Genomic DNA, 20,302 nt, shown 5'->3' with positions numbered 1-20,302 from the left:
ATATATCCTCCTTTTTTATTATGTGTTTTAGTGCGCCGTCTGTAGTTTGGCGCTTAGTATTATGCATGATAGTCCTTATGACCTTTTTTGACAATGGCGTTGACACAGCACATCAAAGTGGCCACAACAAACAGCATGAGTGCCAGATGAGCACCGTAAGCGGCTTGGCTTCCCAGTCCATACTCGCCAGCCCATCCTATGGCTATACCTACAAACAGTCCTCCGTCGCTTGCCATGAAGTATGTACTTTCTACGGTGCTTCGCTGGCAGTGGCTGCTGTGGTCGAGCAGCTTGTATAGCTGTTCGGAGCAAGTCATTCCGTATCCCAAGCCCAATACCATTGGTTTTAGCGTGTCATCGAGCATTCCGTTATGTATTGCCATTGCTCCTATAGCCACGAGAATGCAGGCATTGCCCACGGCAGACGTAAATTTGCCAGTGCGTACAGCCTTATATTTTAGCAGTATTATAGCTATTACGAATCCTACGGCAATTGACGAAAGAAATTCGATGTTCATATGTGTGGCCATCACTATTCCGAGTGATGCACCCATAAGTGTTATGACAATAGCAACGTTCCAGCCTTGTGGCAGGAAGAAGCGGTCGATTGAAATAATGTGAGTACCTTCTTCAGGGGCACGGAATGGAAATTTCACCATCATTACCAATATTGCCGCCACAAGGGCTGTAGCGGCTCCGATGGCGTAATATACTGTACCTTGCGTCTCTTGGCGTATAAGTATGGCAGCTATAGGGCCTGCCGCCACAGCCAGACGCGATATCCATATAGCTGCATAATTAGCTTCGGTGCGGTGGCACGACTCTGTCTTATCTATCAATAATGTACACGAGAGAACGCGTTTGGCGTGACCAAACACAAAGCCTCCCCAAATGCACGCCGCCATCAGCCATGCTATCTGCGTGGTGTCAATCCGTTTGTTGACAGATACGTCAAATGTAGACATAGCGAGTATTGTAGCGCTTAGACAGAATGTCGATACAAGAAAAACCTTGTTGCGACGGTAGCGTTGTATGAGCCAGCTGCCGAAGAATCCGGAGATTACAATGCCAGCGACAAAAGCCGCCATTGTCAGACATGCCCATTCTGCATCTACATAGTTGTTCCAGTATAGCCTGCATGGCAAGAATGGTATTGTCATATAGCAGGCTACACATAGCAGCAACTCGGCTATTATCAGGAGCGAGAAGTCGCGATTCCACATTTTGTGGTATGTCGGCGTGTACGTATTGTCCATTAATATGATTCAGTTTCGTTAGGGAAGTCGGTCGACTTGACATCGCTGACGTACTGGGCGATGGCAGTAGTCATGACATTGTACAAATCGGCGTATTTTCTTACAAACTTTGGCTTGAAGTTTGGGTCCATGCCTAACATATCGGTGTACACAAGCACCTGTCCGTCGCAGTTGTTGCCTGCACCTATGCCTATGGTGGCACAGCTTACGCTTTCGGTCACCTTCTGTGCAAGTGCAGCCGGGACCTTCTCAAGTACGATACAGAAGCATCCGGCTTCGTCCAAAGCTTTGGCGTCAGACATCAGTTTCTCTGCCTCGGCTTCATCCTTGGCGCGCAGTCCGTATCCGCCGAATTTATGTACACTCTGAGGTGTGAGTCCGAGATGTCCGCTCACGGGTATTCCTGCATCAACCATTCGCTTTATCATCGGGGCAATCTCGGCTCCGCCTTCTATCTTAACGGCATCTACACCGGTCTCCTTCATTATGCGTATAGCGTTGCGCAGACCGTCTTCTTCCGAAACCTGATAGCTGCCGAAAGGCATGTCGCATATTACGAGAGCGTGGCTTACAGCGCGAGCCACTGAGCGTGCGTGATAGATCATTTCGTCTACCGTGATGGGCAGCGTTGTCATATTGCCGTCCATAACGTTAGAAGCCGAGTCGCCTACAAGTATAGCGTCTACTCCGCCAGCGTCAACTATTGATGCTGAAGTATAGTCGTAAGCGGTGAGCCAGCTTATCTTCTCGCCGTTGCGTTTCATATCAAAAAACAGTGGGGCTGTAATCTTCTTCTTGCTTGTGCTTAAATATTCAGACATGTTATTTTTTTGTATAATTTGTTTTAAACGATTTACAAAATTACATTTTTTTTGTTAATCGGGCAAAGGTTATCCGATATTAAATTCGGCAGACCTTCTTTTGCGCTTCAAATACTACAATTTAAACCTGTGTTTTCTTGCTGCTTTGTGTGGAATGTCGCCGCCAGGTGTGATTCCGGGCAAGAATTTAGTTGCTCCGTTTCCTCTGACAGCACCACGATACTGGCGCCATCTGTCATGAATGCGTGCTACATACGTCACGGTTTCGTGTCCGCGCATATATCCGTGTTTCACCACTGGGTCATTATAATATTGTGGAGTGCTGAGTTTCAGAACAAACTCTGCCACGTCAGACCATTTATATTGGTTTTTGCCGTATTTCCTTGTCAATGCCATTGCGTCGCGTATATGAAACGCCCCACCGTTGTAGCTGCCGAGTACAAATGACTGGCGCTCCAAGGGATCTCTTACATCTTGGAAGCAAGAGTTTAATTTATTTATATAACGTGTTGACGCATAGATATTTTCCTCGGGGTCGTAAATCTTTGATGTCGGTAATCCAAGCTCGGCTGCAGTAGAAGGCATTATCTGCATCAGTCCGCAAGCTCCAGCCCACGAGTAAGCCTTTGGGTCGAAGCACGACTCTTGATAGCATTGCGCTGCGAGCAGTCGCCAATCCCATCGTGCTATTGGCGAATACTTGATGAAGAGATGGTCGTATTGCGATATTATACCAGACTTGGCGTTGAGCATAGGAGCGTAAGTGTGTCGATGTACGCTCTGTGTGGAGTATCGCAGTCGCTCTTCGTTCTGTATTTGTGCTATCAGTTTGGGTGTGTACCAGCGATTGATTGAGTCTGCCAATTCCTTCGAATCCTTGCCGGTCAGCCACGAAGTCTTCAGCGAATCTACAGCATATCCGCATGGGATAGTACCTTTTGTAGCCTTTGGCATCTGGCAGGCGATGAGGTCGGCTTCACCGTCCTTAAGTCGTCTGAGCATTTCATCGGTACTCTTGCACACCTCAACTCTGAGCGATACGCCTAAGTGCTGGGCAAACTTCTCGCACAGCAGAAACTGAGTACCCATGCCACGTCCGTGATATTCGAAATAAGTGTCAGGACCGCTCATCGTCAGCATTATCAGTTCGCCGTTCTGCATCATGTCGTCCATAGAGAGATTGGTACTGATGGCATTAGTGTCGGCATCAATCGGTTCGCCCCAAGGGGTCATTTCCTTGTTCTTTTTCTCGCTGCATCCGCAAATGCATATTGCGACCAAAATAATGTATAAATATTGTAATTGCATAGAATATACGTCTATTTTGCTTACAAAAGTACAATAATTCTTGCATAATACCTAAAAATAGGTTACTTTTGCGACACTTTAAGGTAAGAAATCTAATTTTTCAGAGTATGTTAAGAATTGCAGTCCAATCTAAGGGTCGTCTGTTTGACGATACCATGAATTTGCTTGCAGAGGCCGATATTAAGGTAAGCACAAGCAAGCGCACACTTTTAGTACAAGCATCCAACTTTCCTCTTGAGGTTCTGTTTCTGCGTGACGACGACATTCCACAGAGCGTAGCTTCGGGCGTTGCCGACATAGGCATAGTAGGAGAGAATGAGTATCAGGAGCGTGGCGAGAATGTTCAGATATTGTCACGTCTTGGATTCAGCAAGTGTCGTCTGTCGCTCGCCATTTCCAAGGAGGTGAACTACACTGGACCTCAATGGTTCAACGGCAAGCGCATAGCAACTTCTTATCCTAACATCTTAAGTAAATACTTGCGCCAAAACGGAATAAACGCTGATATACATGTAATTACGGGCAGCGTGGAGATTAGCCCAGGTATTGGTCTTGCCGATGGCATATTCGACATTGTAAGTTCTGGTAGCACGCTGGTGAGCAACAATCTGCGTGAGGTAGAAATCGTCACCCATAGCGAAGCGTTGCTTGTAGGCAACTGGAATCTTGACGACGAGAAGCATCAGATACTCAACGAAATGCTCTTCCGCTTCTCGGCAGTACGTTCGGCACAGGACAAGAAGTATGTGATGATGAATGCGCCAAGGGCGAGCGTACCTGAAATAATCAAGGTGTTGCCTGGCATCAAGAGTCCTACAGTAATTCCTCTAGCCGAAGAAGGGTGGTGTTCTGTACATACCGTTCTCGACGAGAAGCGCTTCTGGTCAATTATAGCCAAACTTAAGGATTTGGGAGCGCAGGGCATACTTGTTACGCCTATCGAGAAAATGATTCTCTAGAGGAATCCAGACTGATAGAATCTATCTAAAAAAATAATCGACGTATATAATTGACGTATATTGAATATGAAGCTATATAAATATCCCGAACGATTGGAATGGGCAGAAATCTGCCAGCGTCCGCACTTGGACGTTTCGAGTCTCAATAGTGCCGTAGCTGGCATTCTCGACGATGTGCGCCTCAGAGGCGACGAGGCAGCAATAGAGTATGAGGCCAAGTTCGATCATGCCATGCTGGGTGAACTGCTGGTAAACGAGGAGGAAAAGGCAGAGGCAATGGCTGTCATTGACAGCGAATTGCTTGATGCCATAAAACTTGCCCACGACAATATTTACAAGTTTCATAAGGCTCAGTCGATGACGGCTTGCAAGGTGGAGACATCGCCTGGAGTCGTGTGCTGGCAAAAGCAGTTGCCTATAGAGCGCGTAGGATTGTACATACCGGGTGGCACGGCTCCGCTCTTCTCTACGGTGTTGATGCTTGCCACACCCGCCAAGATAGCCGGTTGTAGCGAGATTGTACTCTGCACGCCTCCTATGACTGACGGCAAGGTGAACCCTGCGATTCTGGCAGCCGCCAATGTGGTGGGTGTAGACAAGGTGTTCAAGATAGGCGGTGTGCAGGCTATTGGTGCAATGGCATACGGTACGCAGTCGGTGCCAAAGGTGTACAAGATTTTTGGCCCAGGCAACCAGTATGTCATGGCAGCCAAACAGCATGTGTCGTTGCATGAGGTAGCAATCGATATGCCCGCTGGTCCTTCAGAGGTATGCGTAATTGCCGATGCAGCGAGCAATGCCGAGTTTGTGGCTGCCGACCTTCTCTCGCAGGCAGAACATGGCATCGATTCGCAGGTATTGCTTATCAGTACATCTGAGGAGAAAATAGTCGCTGTGCAGCAGCAGATAGAAATGCAGCTGGCCAAGTTTCCACGCCGCGAAATAGCTGTGCAGACGCTCCAGAACAGCAAAGCTGTGCTTGTGCGAGATACAGATGAGGCCATCACCCTAAGCAATGTTTATGCCCCCGAACACCTCATCATTGCAACTGCCGACTATGAGCACTTGGCTGACAAGGTGGTGAATGCTGGCAGCGTCTTCCTCGGAGAGTATGCTTGCGAGAGTGCCGGCGATTATGCCAGCGGTACCAATCACACCCTGCCCACACACGGCTATGCTACGGCATACAATGGCGTCAATCTCGACAGCTTCATGCGTAAGGTTACGTTCCAGCACCTCACAGCCGAGGGCATCAGTTCTATAGGTAGAGCCGTGGAGGTGATGGCTGCCGCCGAACATCTTGACGCTCATCGTAACGCCATGAGTGTGCGCATGACCAAATTGAACTCTATTCATTAAAAATATGAAAACTCTTAGCGAACTTGTCAGACCCAACATTTGGAGTCTGGCACCTTACAGTTGCGCCCGTGATGAATTCAAGGGTAGGGATGCCCATGTTTTTCTCGATGCCAACGAGAGTCCTTACAACTCGCCCTTCAATCGTTATCCTGACCCTTTGCAGATGAAGGTGAAGGAGAAACTGGAACGCATCAAGGGTATTGCGCCCGATAATATGTGCTTGGGCAACGGTAGCGATGAGACTATCGACCTTGTTTACCGATGCTTCTGTCGGCCTGGTATCGACAACGTGGTGGCCATAGAACCTACCTATGGCATGTATAAGGTTTGTGCCGATGTCAACGATGTGGAGTATCGCAAAGTGTTGCTCGACGAGCATTTTCAGATCTCTGCCGATACCATGCTTTCTGCCTGCGACGACCGCACAAAAGTTATATGGATTTGCTCGCCCAACAATCCTACGGGAAATCTCATTAACTCTATCGAGATAGAAAAGATTCTTACGGCCTTTGAGGGCATTGTTGTAATTGACGAGGCTTACTCAGATTTCACCAAGGCTCGTGCCTGGCGTACCCGTTTGGCCGAATTCCCTAATATGATTGTGCTTAACACTATGAGCAAGGCTTGGGGAAGTGCAGCCATACGACTCGGTATGGCGTTTGCCAGCAAGGAGATTATCGGGCTGTTCAACAAGGTGAAGTATCCGTACAATGTCAACGAACTGACTCAGAATTTTGCCCTGCAGCGTCTTTCGGATGCTTTTGAGGTAGAGAAGTGGGTGCGTACAATCGTTGTGGAGCGTGAGCGAATGGTAGTGGCGTTCAGCCAGCTGCCCATCTGCGAGAAGGTTTATCCTACCGATGCCAATTTCTTCCTCGCCAAGGTGAGCGATGCTCCCAACATCTACACTTACCTCATCGACCGTGGCATCGTAGTGCGCAATCGCAACAATGTGCAGCTTTGCCATAACTGTCTGCGTATAACGGTAGGGTCGAAGAAGGAGAATAATGAATTGCTGGCTGCATTGAGACAATATTCATAAAGAACATATAGATAGAAACATATGTTCCGTATGAAAATGTAAAGATAAAGCTAAAATTTATTTGTAATTACAAAAAACTCGTTGTATATTCTCCTATTGTAGGTGTGCAACGAGTTTTTGTTTTGTTACGTTTTATTCCTTACTTTCTATTGATGCTATAGTATCTTCGTTGGTTTTACTACAGTACTTTAATAGGATTACTACAGTACTTGTCGTAAGTACTGAGGTTAAGTATATTCAAGTAGGAGGTAAATACCAATAATTAGTATTTACCTCCTACTTGAATATTTGTATAGTTTATTATTACAAAGCCATATCGTGTAGAATCTCAGAAAGAGTGGGGTGGATGTGTATGATATTGGCAAGTTGTGGCAATGTAGTGCCGCTGTTCATCAAGGCAGAAATCTCCTGAACCATATCTGCCGAGTGTGCGCCAAAGGCGTGGCATCCTATGATACGCTGATTTTCGGCTGTGTCGATGAGCAGTTTTATCATTCCGTCAGTTTCGTTCATGGCGAGCGCCTTGCCGTTGGAGCGGTAGAAGCCCTTACGACACTCGTATGGATGCTGTGAGGCCTTCAGCTGGTCTTCGCTCAAGCCTACGCTTGCTGCTTCAGGATTGGTGAATATGGCAGAAGGCATGATGTCGAACTGAATGTCGTTGGGGCGGTTGAGTATGCTATTTACCACGTGCAGGCCCTGGAAAGTGGCAGCATGTGCCAGCAAACAGCGTCCGTTTACATCGCCAATAGCGTATACGCCGCTGACGTTGGTTTGGAAGTTGTCATCGACAACGATACCCTTTGGAGAGTATTCTATGCCGGCATTCTCCAAAGCTAGACCCTCCGTGCACGGCTTACGACCTGTGGCTATGAGCACTACGTCGGCATCAATGCTGACAGGTTTGCCCTTCTTTTCGAAGTTGACTGTCAGTTGTTTGGCACCTTCCTCACCCTCAGTTTGAGTTATACACTTGACAGCCGACTGCATGTAGAATTCGACACCACGCTTGCCTATGGTCTGGCGCAGACGCTTGGCTATGTCAGAGTCAAGAACAGGCAGACATTCCTTAAGGAATTCTATCACCGTGACGTTGCTGCCAAAACTGCTGAACACAGAAGCGAATTCCATACCTATGACTCCTGCACCTATTATGCATAGGCGTTTGGGCAGGTGGTCGATGTCGAGAAGCTCGGTAGAGGTGACAACTCCCGGTAGTGTAGTACCCTCGATGGGTGGGCATTTAGAGTCGCTGCCAGTGGCTATTATTATGTTATCGGCTGTGTATTGCTCGTCGCCAACTACAACTGTGTGAGCATCGGCAAACGAGGCTGCACCTCGCACAAATGTTATGCCGGGTGTCTGCATGAGCGTCTCCACACCGCTACGCAGTTGGTTTACAACCTCCAGTTTGCGTTGCATCACTCTGCCGAAGTTGAGAGCATAGCCTTCGCCATTAAGGCCGAAGGTATCTGCATGACGCAATATATCTACTATTTCAGCGTTGCGACAGAGCGTCTTGGTAGGTATGCAACCACGGTTGAGACAGGTGCCGCCAGCCTCCGATTTCTCAATTATTGTGACCGAGAGCCCGTGCAGGGCAGCATGATGGGCGGCACGATAGCCGCCCGGTCCAGAGCCTATGATAATTATATCCGAATGTATCATATATATTGTTGTGTACGAATGCTATTGATTCATCTGTTTCCAAGTGAGTATAGGGTGCTTGGCTGCCAGAACGTCGTCAACACGTCCTACAGGAGTATTGTGTGGAGCCGTCTTCACTTCCTCAGGATTGTTCTTGGCTTCGTCGGCAATAAGTCGCAGCACTTCGATAAATGCGTCGATAGTTTCCTTGCTTTCGCTCTCGGTAGGTTCTATCATCATTGCCTCGTGGAAGAGCAGCGGGAAATAGATTGTGGGAGCGTGGTAGCCGTAGTCGAGCAGGCGCTTTGCCACGTCCATAGTTGTCACACCTGTCGACTTGTCCTTGAGTCCGTCAAATACAAACTCGTGTTTGCAAACGGTGGGGATAGGTAGTGCATAAACGTCCTTGAGCGACTCCTTGACATAGTTGGCATTGAGAGTTGCGAGTGGTCCTACCATGCGTATGTGCTCCTTGCCGAGCGAGAGGATATAGGCATAAGCACGCATCATTACGGCAAAGTTGCCGAAGAATTCGCCCACGTGTATATTGCCCTCGTCGCAACCTACAATCTTGTATGTGTCACCATCCTTAGCCACCTTAGGCACGGGCAGGAACTGCTCCAGTCCCTTGCGCACGCCTACCGGACCCGAACCAGGTCCGCCACCTCCATGAGGTGTCGAGAAAGTCTTGTGCAGATTTATGTGCATCACGTCGAATCCCATATCGCCCGGGCGACATACGCCGAGCATCGGATTGAGATTGGCTCCATCGTAATACATCAGTCCGCCACATTCGTGTACGAGCTGCTGAATTTCTGGTATCTTGCACTCGAAAAGTCCGAGAGTATTAGGATTGGTCATCATCATTGCAGCTACGGTGTCGTCAAGCAGACCGCGCAGGTCTTCGGTATCTACAACGCCATCGGCTGTAGATTTCACCTCAACAATCTCCAGTCCGCATACAGCAGCCGAAGCAGGGTTGGTGCCGTGAGCCGAGTCAGGCACAATCACCTTTGTTCGCTTCATGTCGCCACGGCTCTGGTGGTAGGCACGTATGATCATGAGTCCGGTAAGCTCGCCATGAGCACCGGCAAACGGGTTCAGAGTGAATTCTGAGAGTCCGGTGATGGCAGCCAGACTTTTCTGCATCTCGTAGTACACCTGCAATGCTCCCTGGCATGTCTGTTCGGACTGGAGTGGGTGCAATGCGGCAAACTGAGGCATGGCAGCCACCTCTTCATTGATGATGGGGTTGTACTTCATTGTGCAGCTGCCCAGCGGATAGAATCCGTTGTTGACACCGAAGTTGTTAGCACTAAGATTGGTGTAGTGACGAATTACGGTAAGCTCATCGCACTCAGGCAATTGTGCGTCTTCGTTGCGTCGCATTGCTTCAGGCAATTCATAATGTCCAAACTCGTTGTTTGGTAGTGAATAACCGCGTCTGCCGGGATGCGACAATTCAAAAATCAGATTTCCATAAAGACGGTTGTTCATAGCGTTTCCTCCTTTACAATATTTACGAGTTTGTCAATTTCTTGCTTTGTACGTTTCTCTGTTACGGCAAACATAAGTGTGTCCTCATCAACCTTTATTCCGCCCAAGATTCCGTATTCGATGAAGCGTTTCTGCAGGCTGTCGACATTGCCCTTATAGCGTACACAGAACTCGTTGAAGAAGCCCTGTGTGTATTTGTCCTCAAACTTGCCTGTAGCTATCAGTTGGTCGTGCAGATAGTGTGCTCCGTCGTACGACAGCTGTGCAGCCTCCTTGAGCCCTTCCTTGCCCATTACCGACATGTATATGGTGACAAACAGGGCCATGAGCGACTCGTTAGAGCAGATGTTTGAAGTAGCCTTCTGGCGACGTATGTGCTGTTCGCGTGCCTGGAGAGTGAGCACGAAAACTCGCTGTCCGCGGTTGTCGAGACTCTGTCCTACGATGCGTCCCGGCATCTTGCGCATAAGCTTCTCGGTGCAGCACATATAGCCAACAGACGGTCCTCCGAATGCCATAGGAATGCCAAGCGACTGTCCGTCGCCTACTGCAATGTCGGCTCCCCATTCGCCTGGAGTCTTGAGCAGGGCGAGGTCGGCAGCTACGCTGTTGATAACGAACAGGGCCTTGTTGGTGTGGCACGAATCGGCATATCCGGCATAGTCTTCCACGATGCCGTAATAGTTGGGCTGCTGTACGATTACGCCTGCCACGCCACCTTTGTCAAGACGCTCGCTCATCTGTGCCTTGTCGGTAACACCCTCGTTTTGGGCAATCATTTCTACGTTAAATCCGTGGAAATGGGCGTAAGTTTTCACAACATTTACGATTTTTGGGTCTACTGTGGTCGAAACAAGCACGGTATCAGTCTTCTTTGTCGAAGCCATAGCCATGATTGCAGCTTCGGCAGTAGCGGTAGAACCGTCGTACATTGACGCGTTGGAGATGTCCATACCGGTCAATTCGGCCATCATACTCTGATATTCGAAGATATAATGGAGTGTTCCCTGCGAAATTTCTGCCTGATAAGGGGTGTAGCTCGTGAGAAATTCAGAGCGTGAGATGATGTTGGGCACTATAGCCGGAGTGTAATGGTCGTAGCATCCTGCTCCGGCAAATACTGTGAGACGCTGGTTTTTGTTGCCGATTTTCTCGAAGAATGTACGTATGCCTGCTTCGCTCAAGGGTTCGGGCAAGTCATACTCTCCCTTGAAACGTATCTGTTCGGGCACGTCAGAGTAGAGATCGTCCAGCGACTCCATTCCCGCCTTTGCAAGCATCTGCTTTATTTCTTCCTCGGTATGTGGAAAATACTTGAAGTTCATAGTTTGATTGGGGATTTTAGTAATTGAATATTCGGAAATCCAATAAATCATAAGCAGGGAATCAGGAGGCTGAAACATTGTGATTGAAAAATGCTTAGCTATTCTCCTAATTCCCGACTTCCTATATTATTGTTTCCTTAAAATCAGACTTCTTTATGCTTTGCAGAAATCCTCGTAGCCCTGTGCATCCATAAGGTTGTCGAGCTCGGCTGTATCAGAGAGCTGAACCTTGATAATCCAGTTTTCGAACGGATCTTCATTGAGCAATTCAGGCTTGTCTTCGAGAGCTTCGTTCACCTCAACTACAGTACCAGATACAGGTGAGATAAGGTCGCTTGCAGCCTTTACGCTCTCTACTGCGCCGAAATCCTCGTCAGCCTCTACTTCGTCGTCTACTTCGGGAAGGTCAACATACACGACGTTGCCGAGTGCGTTCTGGGCATAATCTGTGATGCCTACATATGCGAATTCGCCTTCTACCTTTACATATTCGTGTGACTCTGAATAGTAGAGTCCTTCAATTACTTTTGCCATAAATGTTATTAGTTGTTAGTTATTTATAAGTTATTAGTTCACTAATTATCTATTATTTCTTGTAATGCTTGTCGTAGAAGCGCTTTTTCACTACTACGCCAGGGAATGTCTTTTTGCGGATTTGCACCTCAAGCTCTGTGCCAAGCTTGGCATAGCGTGCATCTACAAGTGCCATACATACCGACTTGTCGGTAGAAATAGTGTGATAGCCGGTAGTAACCTCGCCGACCTCTTCGCCTTCGTGCAGAATTTTGTAGCCATGGCGTGGAATGGCACGGTCGCTGAGTTCGATGCCTATCACCCGCTTGCTCACGCCGTTGGTCTTCTGCTCTACAAGAGCCTCCTTGCCGATGAATTCGGGTTTGTCAAGCTTGCAGAACATGCTTAATCCTGCCATAACGGGTGATATTTCGTTAGAGAGTTCGTCGCCATAGAGCGGGAGTCCTACCTCAAAGCGCAATGTGTCGCGACATCCGAGTCCGCAAGGCTTGCAACGTCCCGATGCAAGGAGCTTGTCCCATTGCTCGTTGATGTATGCGTGCGAAGCGTATATTTCAAATCCGTCCTCGCCTGTGTAGCCTGTACGACTGATGATGATTGTCTCGCCAGCCACGTCGATGGTCTTGGTGGTGTAGAATATCAGTTCCTTGCATGCCAGACCCAATACTTCCTCTACCACTTGCTCGGCCTCAGGGCCTTGCACGGCAAGCTGTCCGTAGTCTTCCGAGCAGTTTTTGAACTCTACGTCGTATCCCTCCAGATGGCTTTCCATCCATGCTACGTCCTTGTCGATGTTGGCAGCATTGATAACGAGGAAGAAGTCGTTCTCTGCCATCTTGTATACGAGCAGGTCGTCTACTGTTCCGCCATTTTCATAGCACATCATTCCGTAGAAAATCTTGCCTGGTTCGGCTCCGCGCACGTCGTTGGTAAAGATGTGGTTGACGTATCGTTCGGCATCAGGGCCCTTTACGGTCACTTCGCCCATGTGCGAGACGTCAAACACTCCACAATGCCGGCGCACAGCGTAGTGCTCGTCGGCGATGTTTGAATACTGGATTGGCATGATGAAGCCGCCAAAGGGCTGCATCAAGGCTCCGAGAGCTACATGTTTGTCATAAAGGCACGTTTTCTTTTCCATAAAAGATTAGTATTTTTGTAAGGTTTATTGTTTTTTCTTTACGTCAGTTGGTGTTTTTTTCATTATAAGGCTGACAAAGTCGTCCTTCTTCAGATTGAGTATCACGTTGTCAAGCTGCTGTGGCAGGGCTGCGCTTATGGCATCTGCTGTGTAGGCTGTACCTTGCAGTTTGGCTATAATCTGTTGCCCGATGTCGCCCACCAGGAAGAAGTCGCCCTTGATGTCGATGTCTTTTATCACGTCGTTCTTCATCTCCATGCTTATCACGAAGTCGCCAACGCCCTCTATACGTCCGCTACGGATTATGTTGTAACTTGGGTTATTGCCGTAGATGAATTCTGGGGTGAGATATTCTTCTTCGATGTGTGCTATCTGGGCTATTGCGTCGTCATATAGTACGATTTCGCCATTGCATAGGTTGCGTCGTGTGAAGTCTTTAAACTCTTCGATGTCAAGGCTTATGTGGTCCTTGAGGAGTGTGATGTGTTGGCGCACGCTTTGTATTCCTTTCGACACAAGTTTCTCGCACGAAGGTGTTATTGCGCCTACCATATTCTCTATATTGGTGTCGTAGAGCATTGTGCCATGCACTATGCTTCGTCCGGGTATGTGATAGAAAGCGTTGCCCGACACCTTGCGTCCATCTATCATTATGTCGTTGCGTCCGCTTGTTTCGGCAGGTATTCCGAGTTTGCGTAGCATTTCTGACACCATATTTATATATTTGCTGAATGTGAGGCTTACATTCTCGTCGGGGGTGATGTAGGAGAACATAATGTTGGTCATATCAGCATATACGCAGCCTCCTCCGCTTTTCCGACGATATGTCTGTATGTTGTGCTGTCGACAGTAGTCTATGTTCACCTCGTTTTGTATGAGTTGGTTGCGCCCGAAGATAACCGTCGGGTCTACCTGCCACATGAAGAAATACTCGCCCTTTTCGAGATGTCGGGCAATGTATTCTTCCATGGCAAGATAGAAGGTGAGCCTTCTTTTAGGTTTGGTATTATTTAAAGTTACGTATATCATATATAATGTGTAATCTCGTTAGGTTATTGGTAACAACTGCAAACTTACACAAAAATATTTATATGCGTTAATCTTTAAGCACTTTTATTTTTAATAATTCTGAAAAAAGCGCATCGATTAGTCTATTTCAGACAATTCGAGCCACCTCATTTCCTTTTCTTCGAGGTTTTCTTTTACGATAGGCAGGCGTTTGCTTTTCTCGGTAAGCAGTTCTATCGATAACGTTCCGCTGCAAAGTTCTTCTTCTATCGCCTTCTGCTCTTGTTCAAGTGCCGCAATTTCCTTCTCAAGGCACTCGAATTCGCACTTCTCCTTATACGTCTTTTTGCGTCGTTGCTCGCCTACAAACTCTCTTTTCTCCTTCTTCTCTGAGGTGGCGTTAGGCTTGTCGGCTGCTTCGGCCTTGGGCTTTAACGACTCCCATTCGCGGAACTGGGTATAATTGCCAGGAAAGTCCTTTATCTCGCCGTTGCCACGGAATACGAGCAGGTGGTCGACAATCTTGTCCATAAAGAATCGGTCGTGCGACACTATGATGACGCATCCAGGGAAGTCCTGCAGATACTCCTCCAGCACCTCCAGCGTCTGTATGTCGAGGTCGTTGGTAGGCTCGTCGAGTACGAGGAAGTTGGGGTTGCGCATCAGTACTGTACACAGATAGAGCTTTCGGCGCTCGCCACCCGACAGTTTGTACACATAGTCGTATTGCTGCTCGGGGGTGAAGAGGAAGTGTTGTAGCAACTGTCCTGCCGTGATATGCTTGCCTCCACCATAGTCGACATATTCGGCTATGTCAGATATTACGTCTATTACGCGTTGCTGGTCGTTGAACTTCATGCCGTCCTGCGAGAAATAGCCGAACCTTACCGTGTCGCCTATGTCAAACTGTCCGCTGTCGGGTTCTGTCTCGCCGAGCAGCATCTTGATGAAGGTGGATTTTCCTGTACCGTTGTTGCCTACGATACCCATCTTCTCGAAGCGCTGGAAGTTGTAGTAGAAGTCTTTCAGTATGACCTTCTCGTCGAAAGCCTTAGATACATATTGGCACTCGAATATCTTGGAGCCGATGTACACATTCTTCGACTTGAGTCGCATCTGCCGTTCTTCCATGCGCTGCTTTGCCTTGGCTTCAAGGTCGTAGAAAGCCTCCTCGCGATAACGGGCCTTGTGTCCACGTGCCTGAGGCTGTCGGCGCATCCATTCCAGTTCGCGTCGATACAGATTGTTGGCACGTTCTATTTCGGCACGTGTGGTGTCAATACGCTCCTGTCGCTTTTCCATATAGTAGCGGAAATTGCCGCGATAGGCATATATGGTGTGGTTGTCGAGTTCGAGAATCAAGTTGCACACGCGGTCGAGGAAGTATCGGTCGTGCGTAACCATCAGCAGCGTCTTGTTGCCTCTTGAGAGGTAGCCTTCGAGCCATTCTATCATCTCAAGGTCGAGGTGATTGGTCGGCTCGTCGAGTATGAGCAGGTCGGGCTCGGTTATGAGCACATTGGCAAGAGCTATGCGCTTCTGCTGTCCGCCGCTCAATTGGCCCATAGGCTGATTGAGGTCGGTAATGCGCAGCTGCGTAAGTATCTGTTTGGCCTTGAGTATCTTGTCAGGGTCGCCGTTGTGGTTGAAGCAAGCGTCGAGTACCGACTCTTCAGGGTCGAACTTGGGCTGCTGCTCAAGAAATCCCACACGTATATCCTTGCGATATATGATGCTGCCCGAATCAACCGATTCCTTGCCCGAGAGGAGCGAGAGGAGTGTAGTCTTGCCCGTACCGTTCTTGGCTATGAGTCCTACGTGCTGGCCTTCGCCTATCGAAAACGAGATGTTCTCGAACAGCACATGTGCCCCGAAAGCCTTCGATACATTTTGAACGTCAAGTAATGGTGTCATTTTCAGTTATTCTCCCTCCTTAAGTGATTTCAGAATATCCTCGATGTAAGTAAGCACCTCGTCACGTCCGGTCTTCTTCTCCGAACTTGTAATGAAATAAGGTGGCAGTTCTTCCCATTGCTCTTTGAGTGAGTTCATCCATTTGGCGGCATTCTGCTTGGCCTTGACCGGTCCGAGTTTGTCGGCCTTGGTGAAGATTATGGCAAATGGCACAGAGCTTTCGCCCAGCCAGTTGATGAAATCGGTGTCAATCTTCATCGGGTCGTGGCGTATGTCTATGAGCACAAATGTATTGATAAGCTGTTCACGCTGAAGGATATACGACGTTATCATTTGGTCGAGTTTCTTCTGCACAGTCTTCGAGCGCTTGGCAAATCCGTAGCCAGGAAGGTCTACAAGATACCAGTCGTTGTTGATTACGAAATGATTGATGAGCAGCGTCTTGCCTGGGGTGGCCGAAGTCTTGGCAAGTCCCTTGTGATTGCAGAGCATATTGATAAGGCTCGACTTGCCAACGTTGGAACGGCCGATGAAGGCGAATTCGGGCTTTGTGTCCTTAGGACATTGGCTTACTGTAGCTGCTGATATTGTAAATTCCGATTTCTTTATATCCATAATAATAATGTCTTTATTGTGTTCTATCGTGCAAAATTAATAAAAAAAGCCCAATTTCCGTGGCGTACATATTGGAAACCGTATTTTTTATGTATTCAGACAATGTCATTTCCGATTTTTATAGTTAAATTTGCATTAACTGACCATGGTCAAGAACACTTGTTTATAACAACTTACGCTTCTCTTTAACAACTAACACAGATGCAGATAATACCCTACAAACATATTCATAATCTTCTGATGATATTGCCATTTGCAATAATTGTCTTGCTGGCTGTGGCTTGCTACGACACAAGCAATCGTGCTGAGGTAGACAGGCTGAACGATATTTCGTACAGCTATCACTACAGAAATCTTGACTCTACACAAGTGTACGCCAAACGCGCATTCGAACACTCGCATAATTATGGCGACGGACGTGCAGAGGCGATGAACAATCTGGCGTTTGTAGAGATAGCCCGTATGAAATACGCCAAGGCGTTCAAGATTCTTACAAGCATTCCCGAACAGACTGACAATCAGATAGAACAGCTCGTATGTGACGTTCAGCTTATGCGCCTTTGCCAGCGCAGGTCGGAAAACAAGAATTTCTATCATTATCTGCAGCATGCACAAGGTTGTCTGAAGCGTTTGAACGAGGACGAAGAGTTGCTTGACGAGCGCCAGCGTGCCCGACTTGTCTATGCCCGTAGCGAGTATGCCATAGTCTATTCGGCTTATCTTTATTACTTGGGGCAGCTGCGCCTGTCTACCGAAGCCTTGATGGCGATAGATGCAGGTGGCGAAGTGGTGAGAGATACTGCCCAGCTGCTGGCTTATTATTACAATGTTGGCTCTGGGGGAATACTTTCGGGCAAGACTCATGAGCGAGTGGTACAAGCCGAATTCGACAATCTTATGAGGTGCTATCTGTTGTCGCGACAGTATCGGTACCAGTACTGGGAGGCCAATTCCTTGCAGGCCATTAGCGAACATCTGCAGAATGACGACGACCGACAGCGCTTGACAGCCGACAATATGCAGGAAATCGACTTTATAAATGTCGACCAAATGCCAGACAGTCTGCTGTCTGGCAATCTGGCACAACGGGCGTTGTCGCTTTTCGAGGCTTATGGCGACGTGTATCAGACGGCTGGAGCATGGCGTACGCTTTCTATGTCCTATCGTAATATAGGCGACTACAACTCGGCTTATGCCTGTCTAACCAACGCTCTGGAGAAGGACACGGCAATAAATGCCGCCCCCGACCTTGTGGCCTCCATACGCGAACAAATGTCGATAGTGTGCTCGGCCATGGGCGACAAGCCCCGTAGCGACTACAATCGCAACATATATCTTGACCTTCAGGAACGCACCCGACAGGACCGCCAGCTTGAGGCACGAGCCGAGCAGTTATCGGTCTCGTTACGCCAGCTCGACTTTATGATTGTGGCTGTGATGGTGCTGATAGCCATCATCATAGGACTGCTGTCGTATTTTGGTTACCAGCGTCACAAGCAACGCAGAATGGTGTCTACCGACCGTTTGCTGGCACCTTTGGACGAATGGAAGCAGAAGTGTGAGGCTAAGTATGAGGAGAAACAGGAGGAAATAGAAGAGATAGAAGACGAGACGAATGTCAAGAAAAGCCAGAAAGAACACTATGGCGAGATAAGCGTGGAGCAACGCACCAAGATATTGATTGCATCGAGCGTAATCCCGCTTATCAATCGGTTGACTCGTGAGTTTGACGTATTGACGGCAGGCAAATGTACTCCTGAGTCACGCAACGAACATCTCGCTTATGCAGGCCAACTGGTCGACTCTATCGCCGAGTGCAACCAGCAACTTACAAAGTGGATACGCCTGAAGCAAGGCGGACTGCAGCTTAACATAAAGAGTTTCATGCTAAAGGATATATTCGACGTAATCAGACGAAACGCATCCGACTATAAGCGCCATGGAATAACTCTCCATGTCGAGGATAACGATACGGTAGTGAAAGCCGACCCCGTGCTTACTTTGTTCATGGTGAATACCATTGCCGAAAATGCACGTCGCTACACTCCACAAGGCGGCGAGGTGAAGGTTTCGGCAGAAGAAACTGACGACTATGTGGAAATATCAATAGCCGACAACGGTAGCGGAATGGCAAAGGAACAGTTGGATGGTCTGTTCACCCGAAAAATCATAAAGGACTCAAGCAACGTAAAGGCGGAAGGCGGACATGGATTCGGACTAATCAACTGCAAAGGCATCATCGACAAGTATCGCAAAACCAGCTCTATATTCAGCGTATGCTCTATTTCGGCAGAGAGCGAAGCAGGGAAGGGTAGCCGCTTCTTCTTCCGTCTGCCCAAAGGCATACATCGTGTATTGACTATTGTCGCAATGCTTGTGTATCAATGCGTTACAATTGCTGCTTCAACCGGACATTTGACTAATGTCACAGCGATGGAAGCCAAAGCCAGAGCTTATGCCGATAGCGCCTACAACTGCAACATCAATGGGCAGTATGAGCGTACTATTATATTTGCCGACAGCTGCATCTGCCTGCTCAACAAACTGTATCCCGAACGCATCCCGAACGCATCCCGAAGAAACAGACTGATGACGCTCAACGGCGATTACCCTGCCATCGCAGCCGAACTGCAATGGTTTCGCGATAGTGTGAAAGCCGATTACGGTACTATTCTCGACGTTCGTAATGAGACGGCTGTGGCTGCTTTGGCTCTGCGCAACTGGAGCCTTTATTCGTACAACAACGCCGTTTACATCCAGCTGTTCCGCGATTGTAGTGCCGACAATACAATCGCAACGTACGTGAGAACTATGCAGCAGGCAGAAAGCAACCGAAGTGTGGCTATGATAATGCTCATAGTAATGTTTGTGAGCATATTCCCCGCTTACTATCTGCTCTATTACCGTCATCGTGTGTATTATCGGCTCTGCATAGGCAAGATTGCTGATATAAACCGAGTGCTGCTCGACGATACAATGCCGTCAGAGGAGAAACTAAATCGTATTGACGCGCTGTGGCCTGAAAGTACTGAAACAAAGCTATCGAAACGCATGGCCGACCGTCGGCCCAAGGAGTTGCATGACGTAGTGAAAGCCATACGTAACAGCGTGTCGTCTGACTTGAATCGCGAGAAAGAAATGCAAGTGCAATTGGAAATCGTAAGGGACCAGTTGCGCCGTCAGACCATGGAGTGCGACCGTTTGTACGTTTCAAATAGCGTGGTAGACAACTGCCTGTCGTCGCTGAAGCACGAGACGATGTATTATCCGTCAAGAATCAGACAGGTGCTCGACAACGGCGAATTGACAGCCGAAGGGATTGTCTCCCTGCGCGAACTTGCCCTCTACTATCGTATGCTCTACATGGCCCTTATCAATCAGACCGTACACACACAGTATCGCATAGGTTCGGCGGACGAAATTCTGACGATGATGAATTATATGTTTGCCATAATCAAGCGTAAAAATGGCGGCGTTGCCCCCGGCTGTGCCGTCTCATCCTATGGCAATTCCTATGCTATACTGACCATGACATTGGACAAGTGCGCCACAAGACCAGACAGCCATAAACTATTCACACCATATACCGACGATTTCGACTATCTCGTATGTTGCCAGATTATGCGTGACATAGGCGACTTTACAGGTATGCGTGGAAGCGGAATACAGGCTTATTATGATGCCGGCGCCAAACTCGTGATAAGGATGTTCGTTCCGCAAACAATATTGGAGAAAGTCAAAATGACGAAATGACAAAATGTCACATTCTGGTCTTATCACCCGTAATATCGGACGAACGCCTTTTTTTATTCTCTCACGAGGAAAAAATATCCTATTCGGCAGGGGATTATTGTGGCTCATTACTTCAAATTTAGA

Annotated in this window: 15 protein-coding genes; 4 read left to right on the top strand and 11 right to left on the bottom strand. The window is 48.1% G+C overall.

Features of this window, described 5'->3' with window-relative positions:
• Nucleotides 1-59 precede the first annotated feature (59 nt).
• The 3 genes from I6E49_RS00125 to I6E49_RS00115 form a co-directional block, all read right to left on the bottom strand.
• Complete coding sequence (locus tag I6E49_RS00125; RefSeq protein ID WP_235399843.1) at nucleotides 60-1,256, bottom strand: MFS transporter; 1,197 nt, start codon at nucleotides 1,254-1,256, stop codon at nucleotides 60-62.
• On the bottom strand, nucleotides 1,256-2,077 hold the full coding sequence (gene panB / locus I6E49_RS00120; RefSeq protein WP_235399842.1) for a 3-methyl-2-oxobutanoate hydroxymethyltransferase: 822 nt from the start codon (nucleotides 2,075-2,077) through the stop codon (nucleotides 1,256-1,258). The genes I6E49_RS00125 and panB overlap by 1 nt, the downstream gene beginning before the upstream one ends.
• 114 nt (nucleotides 2,078-2,191) lie before the next feature.
• Nucleotides 2,192-3,385 carry a transglycosylase SLT domain-containing protein gene (locus tag I6E49_RS00115; protein ID WP_235399841.1) on the bottom strand — a complete coding sequence of 398 codons (1,194 nt, stop codon included), beginning with the start codon at nucleotides 3,383-3,385 and terminating at the stop codon, nucleotides 2,192-2,194.
• 107 nt (nucleotides 3,386-3,492) lie between these two features.
• On the opposite strand from I6E49_RS00115, the gene hisG reads away from it, so the two are divergent.
• The 3 genes from hisG (at nucleotide 3,493) to hisC (ending at nucleotide 6,745) form a co-directional block, all read left to right on the top strand.
• Nucleotides 3,493-4,344, top strand: a complete 852-nt coding sequence (hisG, locus tag I6E49_RS00110) for an ATP phosphoribosyltransferase (protein WP_235399840.1) — start codon at nucleotides 3,493-3,495, stop codon at nucleotides 4,342-4,344.
• Nucleotides 4,345-4,410: 66 nt separating this feature from the next.
• Nucleotides 4,411-5,703, top strand: coding sequence for a histidinol dehydrogenase (gene hisD, locus I6E49_RS00105; protein ID WP_235399839.1), 1,293 nt, complete (start codon nucleotides 4,411-4,413; stop codon nucleotides 5,701-5,703).
• A gap of 4 nt (nucleotides 5,704-5,707) precedes the next feature.
• Nucleotides 5,708-6,745 carry a histidinol-phosphate transaminase gene (gene hisC, locus I6E49_RS00100; RefSeq protein WP_235399838.1) on the top strand — a complete coding sequence of 346 codons (1,038 nt, stop codon included), beginning with the start codon at nucleotides 5,708-5,710 and terminating at the stop codon, nucleotides 6,743-6,745.
• 303 nt (nucleotides 6,746-7,048) lie between these two features.
• Here the strand turns inward: hisC and lpdA are convergent, their stop codons facing one another.
• The 8 genes from lpdA to yihA form a co-directional block, all read right to left on the bottom strand.
• Complete coding sequence (gene lpdA / locus I6E49_RS00095; protein ID WP_235399837.1) at nucleotides 7,049-8,413, bottom strand: dihydrolipoyl dehydrogenase; 1,365 nt, start codon at nucleotides 8,411-8,413, stop codon at nucleotides 7,049-7,051.
• A 21-nt stretch (nucleotides 8,414-8,434) separates the two neighbouring features.
• On the bottom strand, nucleotides 8,435-9,889 hold the full coding sequence (gene gcvPB / locus I6E49_RS00090) for an aminomethyl-transferring glycine dehydrogenase subunit GcvPB (RefSeq protein ID WP_235399836.1): 1,455 nt from the start codon (nucleotides 9,887-9,889) through the stop codon (nucleotides 8,435-8,437).
• Entirely contained in the window at nucleotides 9,886-11,214 is a 1,329-nt protein-coding gene (gcvPA, locus tag I6E49_RS00085) for an aminomethyl-transferring glycine dehydrogenase subunit GcvPA (protein ID WP_235399835.1), read from the bottom strand. The genes gcvPB and gcvPA overlap by 4 nt, the downstream gene beginning before the upstream one ends.
• A 153-nt stretch (nucleotides 11,215-11,367) precedes the next feature.
• Nucleotides 11,368-11,748, bottom strand: a complete 381-nt coding sequence (gene gcvH, locus I6E49_RS00080) for a glycine cleavage system protein GcvH (protein ID WP_235399834.1) — start codon at nucleotides 11,746-11,748, stop codon at nucleotides 11,368-11,370.
• Between the two features lie 52 nt (nucleotides 11,749-11,800).
• Nucleotides 11,801-12,889, bottom strand: coding sequence for a glycine cleavage system aminomethyltransferase GcvT (gcvT, locus tag I6E49_RS00075; protein ID WP_235399833.1), 1,089 nt, complete (start codon nucleotides 12,887-12,889; stop codon nucleotides 11,801-11,803).
• 24 nt (nucleotides 12,890-12,913) lie between these two features.
• The gene (locus tag I6E49_RS00070) at nucleotides 12,914-13,918 is read right to left on the bottom strand and encodes a lipoate--protein ligase (RefSeq protein ID WP_235399832.1); all 1,005 of its coding nucleotides are present in this window, start codon (nucleotides 13,916-13,918) and stop codon (nucleotides 12,914-12,916) included.
• A 117-nt stretch (nucleotides 13,919-14,035) separates the two neighbouring features.
• Nucleotides 14,036-15,811 (bottom strand): ABC-F family ATP-binding cassette domain-containing protein, encoded by a 1,776-nt coding sequence (locus tag I6E49_RS00065; protein ID WP_235399831.1) that lies wholly within the window; start codon nucleotides 15,809-15,811, stop codon nucleotides 14,036-14,038.
• A 6-nt stretch (nucleotides 15,812-15,817) separates the two neighbouring features.
• Nucleotides 15,818-16,426 carry a ribosome biogenesis GTP-binding protein YihA/YsxC gene (gene yihA, locus I6E49_RS00060; protein ID WP_235399830.1) on the bottom strand — a complete coding sequence of 203 codons (609 nt, stop codon included), beginning with the start codon at nucleotides 16,424-16,426 and terminating at the stop codon, nucleotides 15,818-15,820.
• Between the two features lie 201 nt (nucleotides 16,427-16,627).
• Here yihA and I6E49_RS00055 point away from each other — a divergent pair, with 201 nt between their 5' ends.
• Nucleotides 16,628-20,179, top strand: coding sequence for a sensor histidine kinase (locus I6E49_RS00055; RefSeq protein ID WP_235399829.1), 3,552 nt, complete (start codon nucleotides 16,628-16,630; stop codon nucleotides 20,177-20,179).
• Nucleotides 20,180-20,302 lie beyond the last annotated feature (123 nt).

This window comes from Leyella stercorea (assembly GCF_021531655.1).
The sequence above is the reverse complement of the archived record's forward strand: the minus strand, read 5'-3'. Positions and strand labels throughout refer to the sequence as shown.

Coding starts and splice junctions, on each gene's coding strand:
- I6E49_RS00115 (WP_235399841.1), bottom strand. CDS start 3,385: ATGCAATTACAATATTTATACATTATTTTGGTCGCAATATGCATTTGC.
- hisC (WP_235399838.1), top strand. CDS start 5,708: ATGAAAACTCTTAGCGAACTTGTCAGACCCAACATTTGGAGTCTGGCA.
- panB (WP_235399842.1), bottom strand. CDS start 2,077: ATGTCTGAATATTTAAGCACAAGCAAGAAGAAGATTACAGCCCCACTG.
- gcvT (WP_235399833.1), bottom strand. CDS start 12,889: ATGGAAAAGAAAACGTGCCTTTATGACAAACATGTAGCTCTCGGAGCC.
- gcvPA (WP_235399835.1), bottom strand. CDS start 11,214: ATGAACTTCAAGTATTTTCCACATACCGAGGAAGAAATAAAGCAGATG.
- I6E49_RS00125 (WP_235399843.1), bottom strand. CDS start 1,256: ATGGACAATACGTACACGCCGACATACCACAAAATGTGGAATCGCGAC.
- hisG (WP_235399840.1), top strand. CDS start 3,493: ATGTTAAGAATTGCAGTCCAATCTAAGGGTCGTCTGTTTGACGATACC.
- hisD (WP_235399839.1), top strand. CDS start 4,411: ATGAAGCTATATAAATATCCCGAACGATTGGAATGGGCAGAAATCTGC.
- lpdA (WP_235399837.1), bottom strand. CDS start 8,413: ATGATACATTCGGATATAATTATCATAGGCTCTGGACCGGGCGGCTAT.
- I6E49_RS00055 (WP_235399829.1), top strand. CDS start 16,628: ATGCAGATAATACCCTACAAACATATTCATAATCTTCTGATGATATTG.
- I6E49_RS00065 (WP_235399831.1), bottom strand. CDS start 15,811: ATGACACCATTACTTGACGTTCAAAATGTATCGAAGGCTTTCGGGGCA.
- gcvH (WP_235399834.1), bottom strand. CDS start 11,748: ATGGCAAAAGTAATTGAAGGACTCTACTATTCAGAGTCACACGAATAT.
- gcvPB (WP_235399836.1), bottom strand. CDS start 9,889: ATGAACAACCGTCTTTATGGAAATCTGATTTTTGAATTGTCGCATCCC.
- I6E49_RS00070 (WP_235399832.1), bottom strand. CDS start 13,918: ATGATATACGTAACTTTAAATAATACCAAACCTAAAAGAAGGCTCACC.
- yihA (WP_235399830.1), bottom strand. CDS start 16,426: ATGGATATAAAGAAATCGGAATTTACAATATCAGCAGCTACAGTAAGC.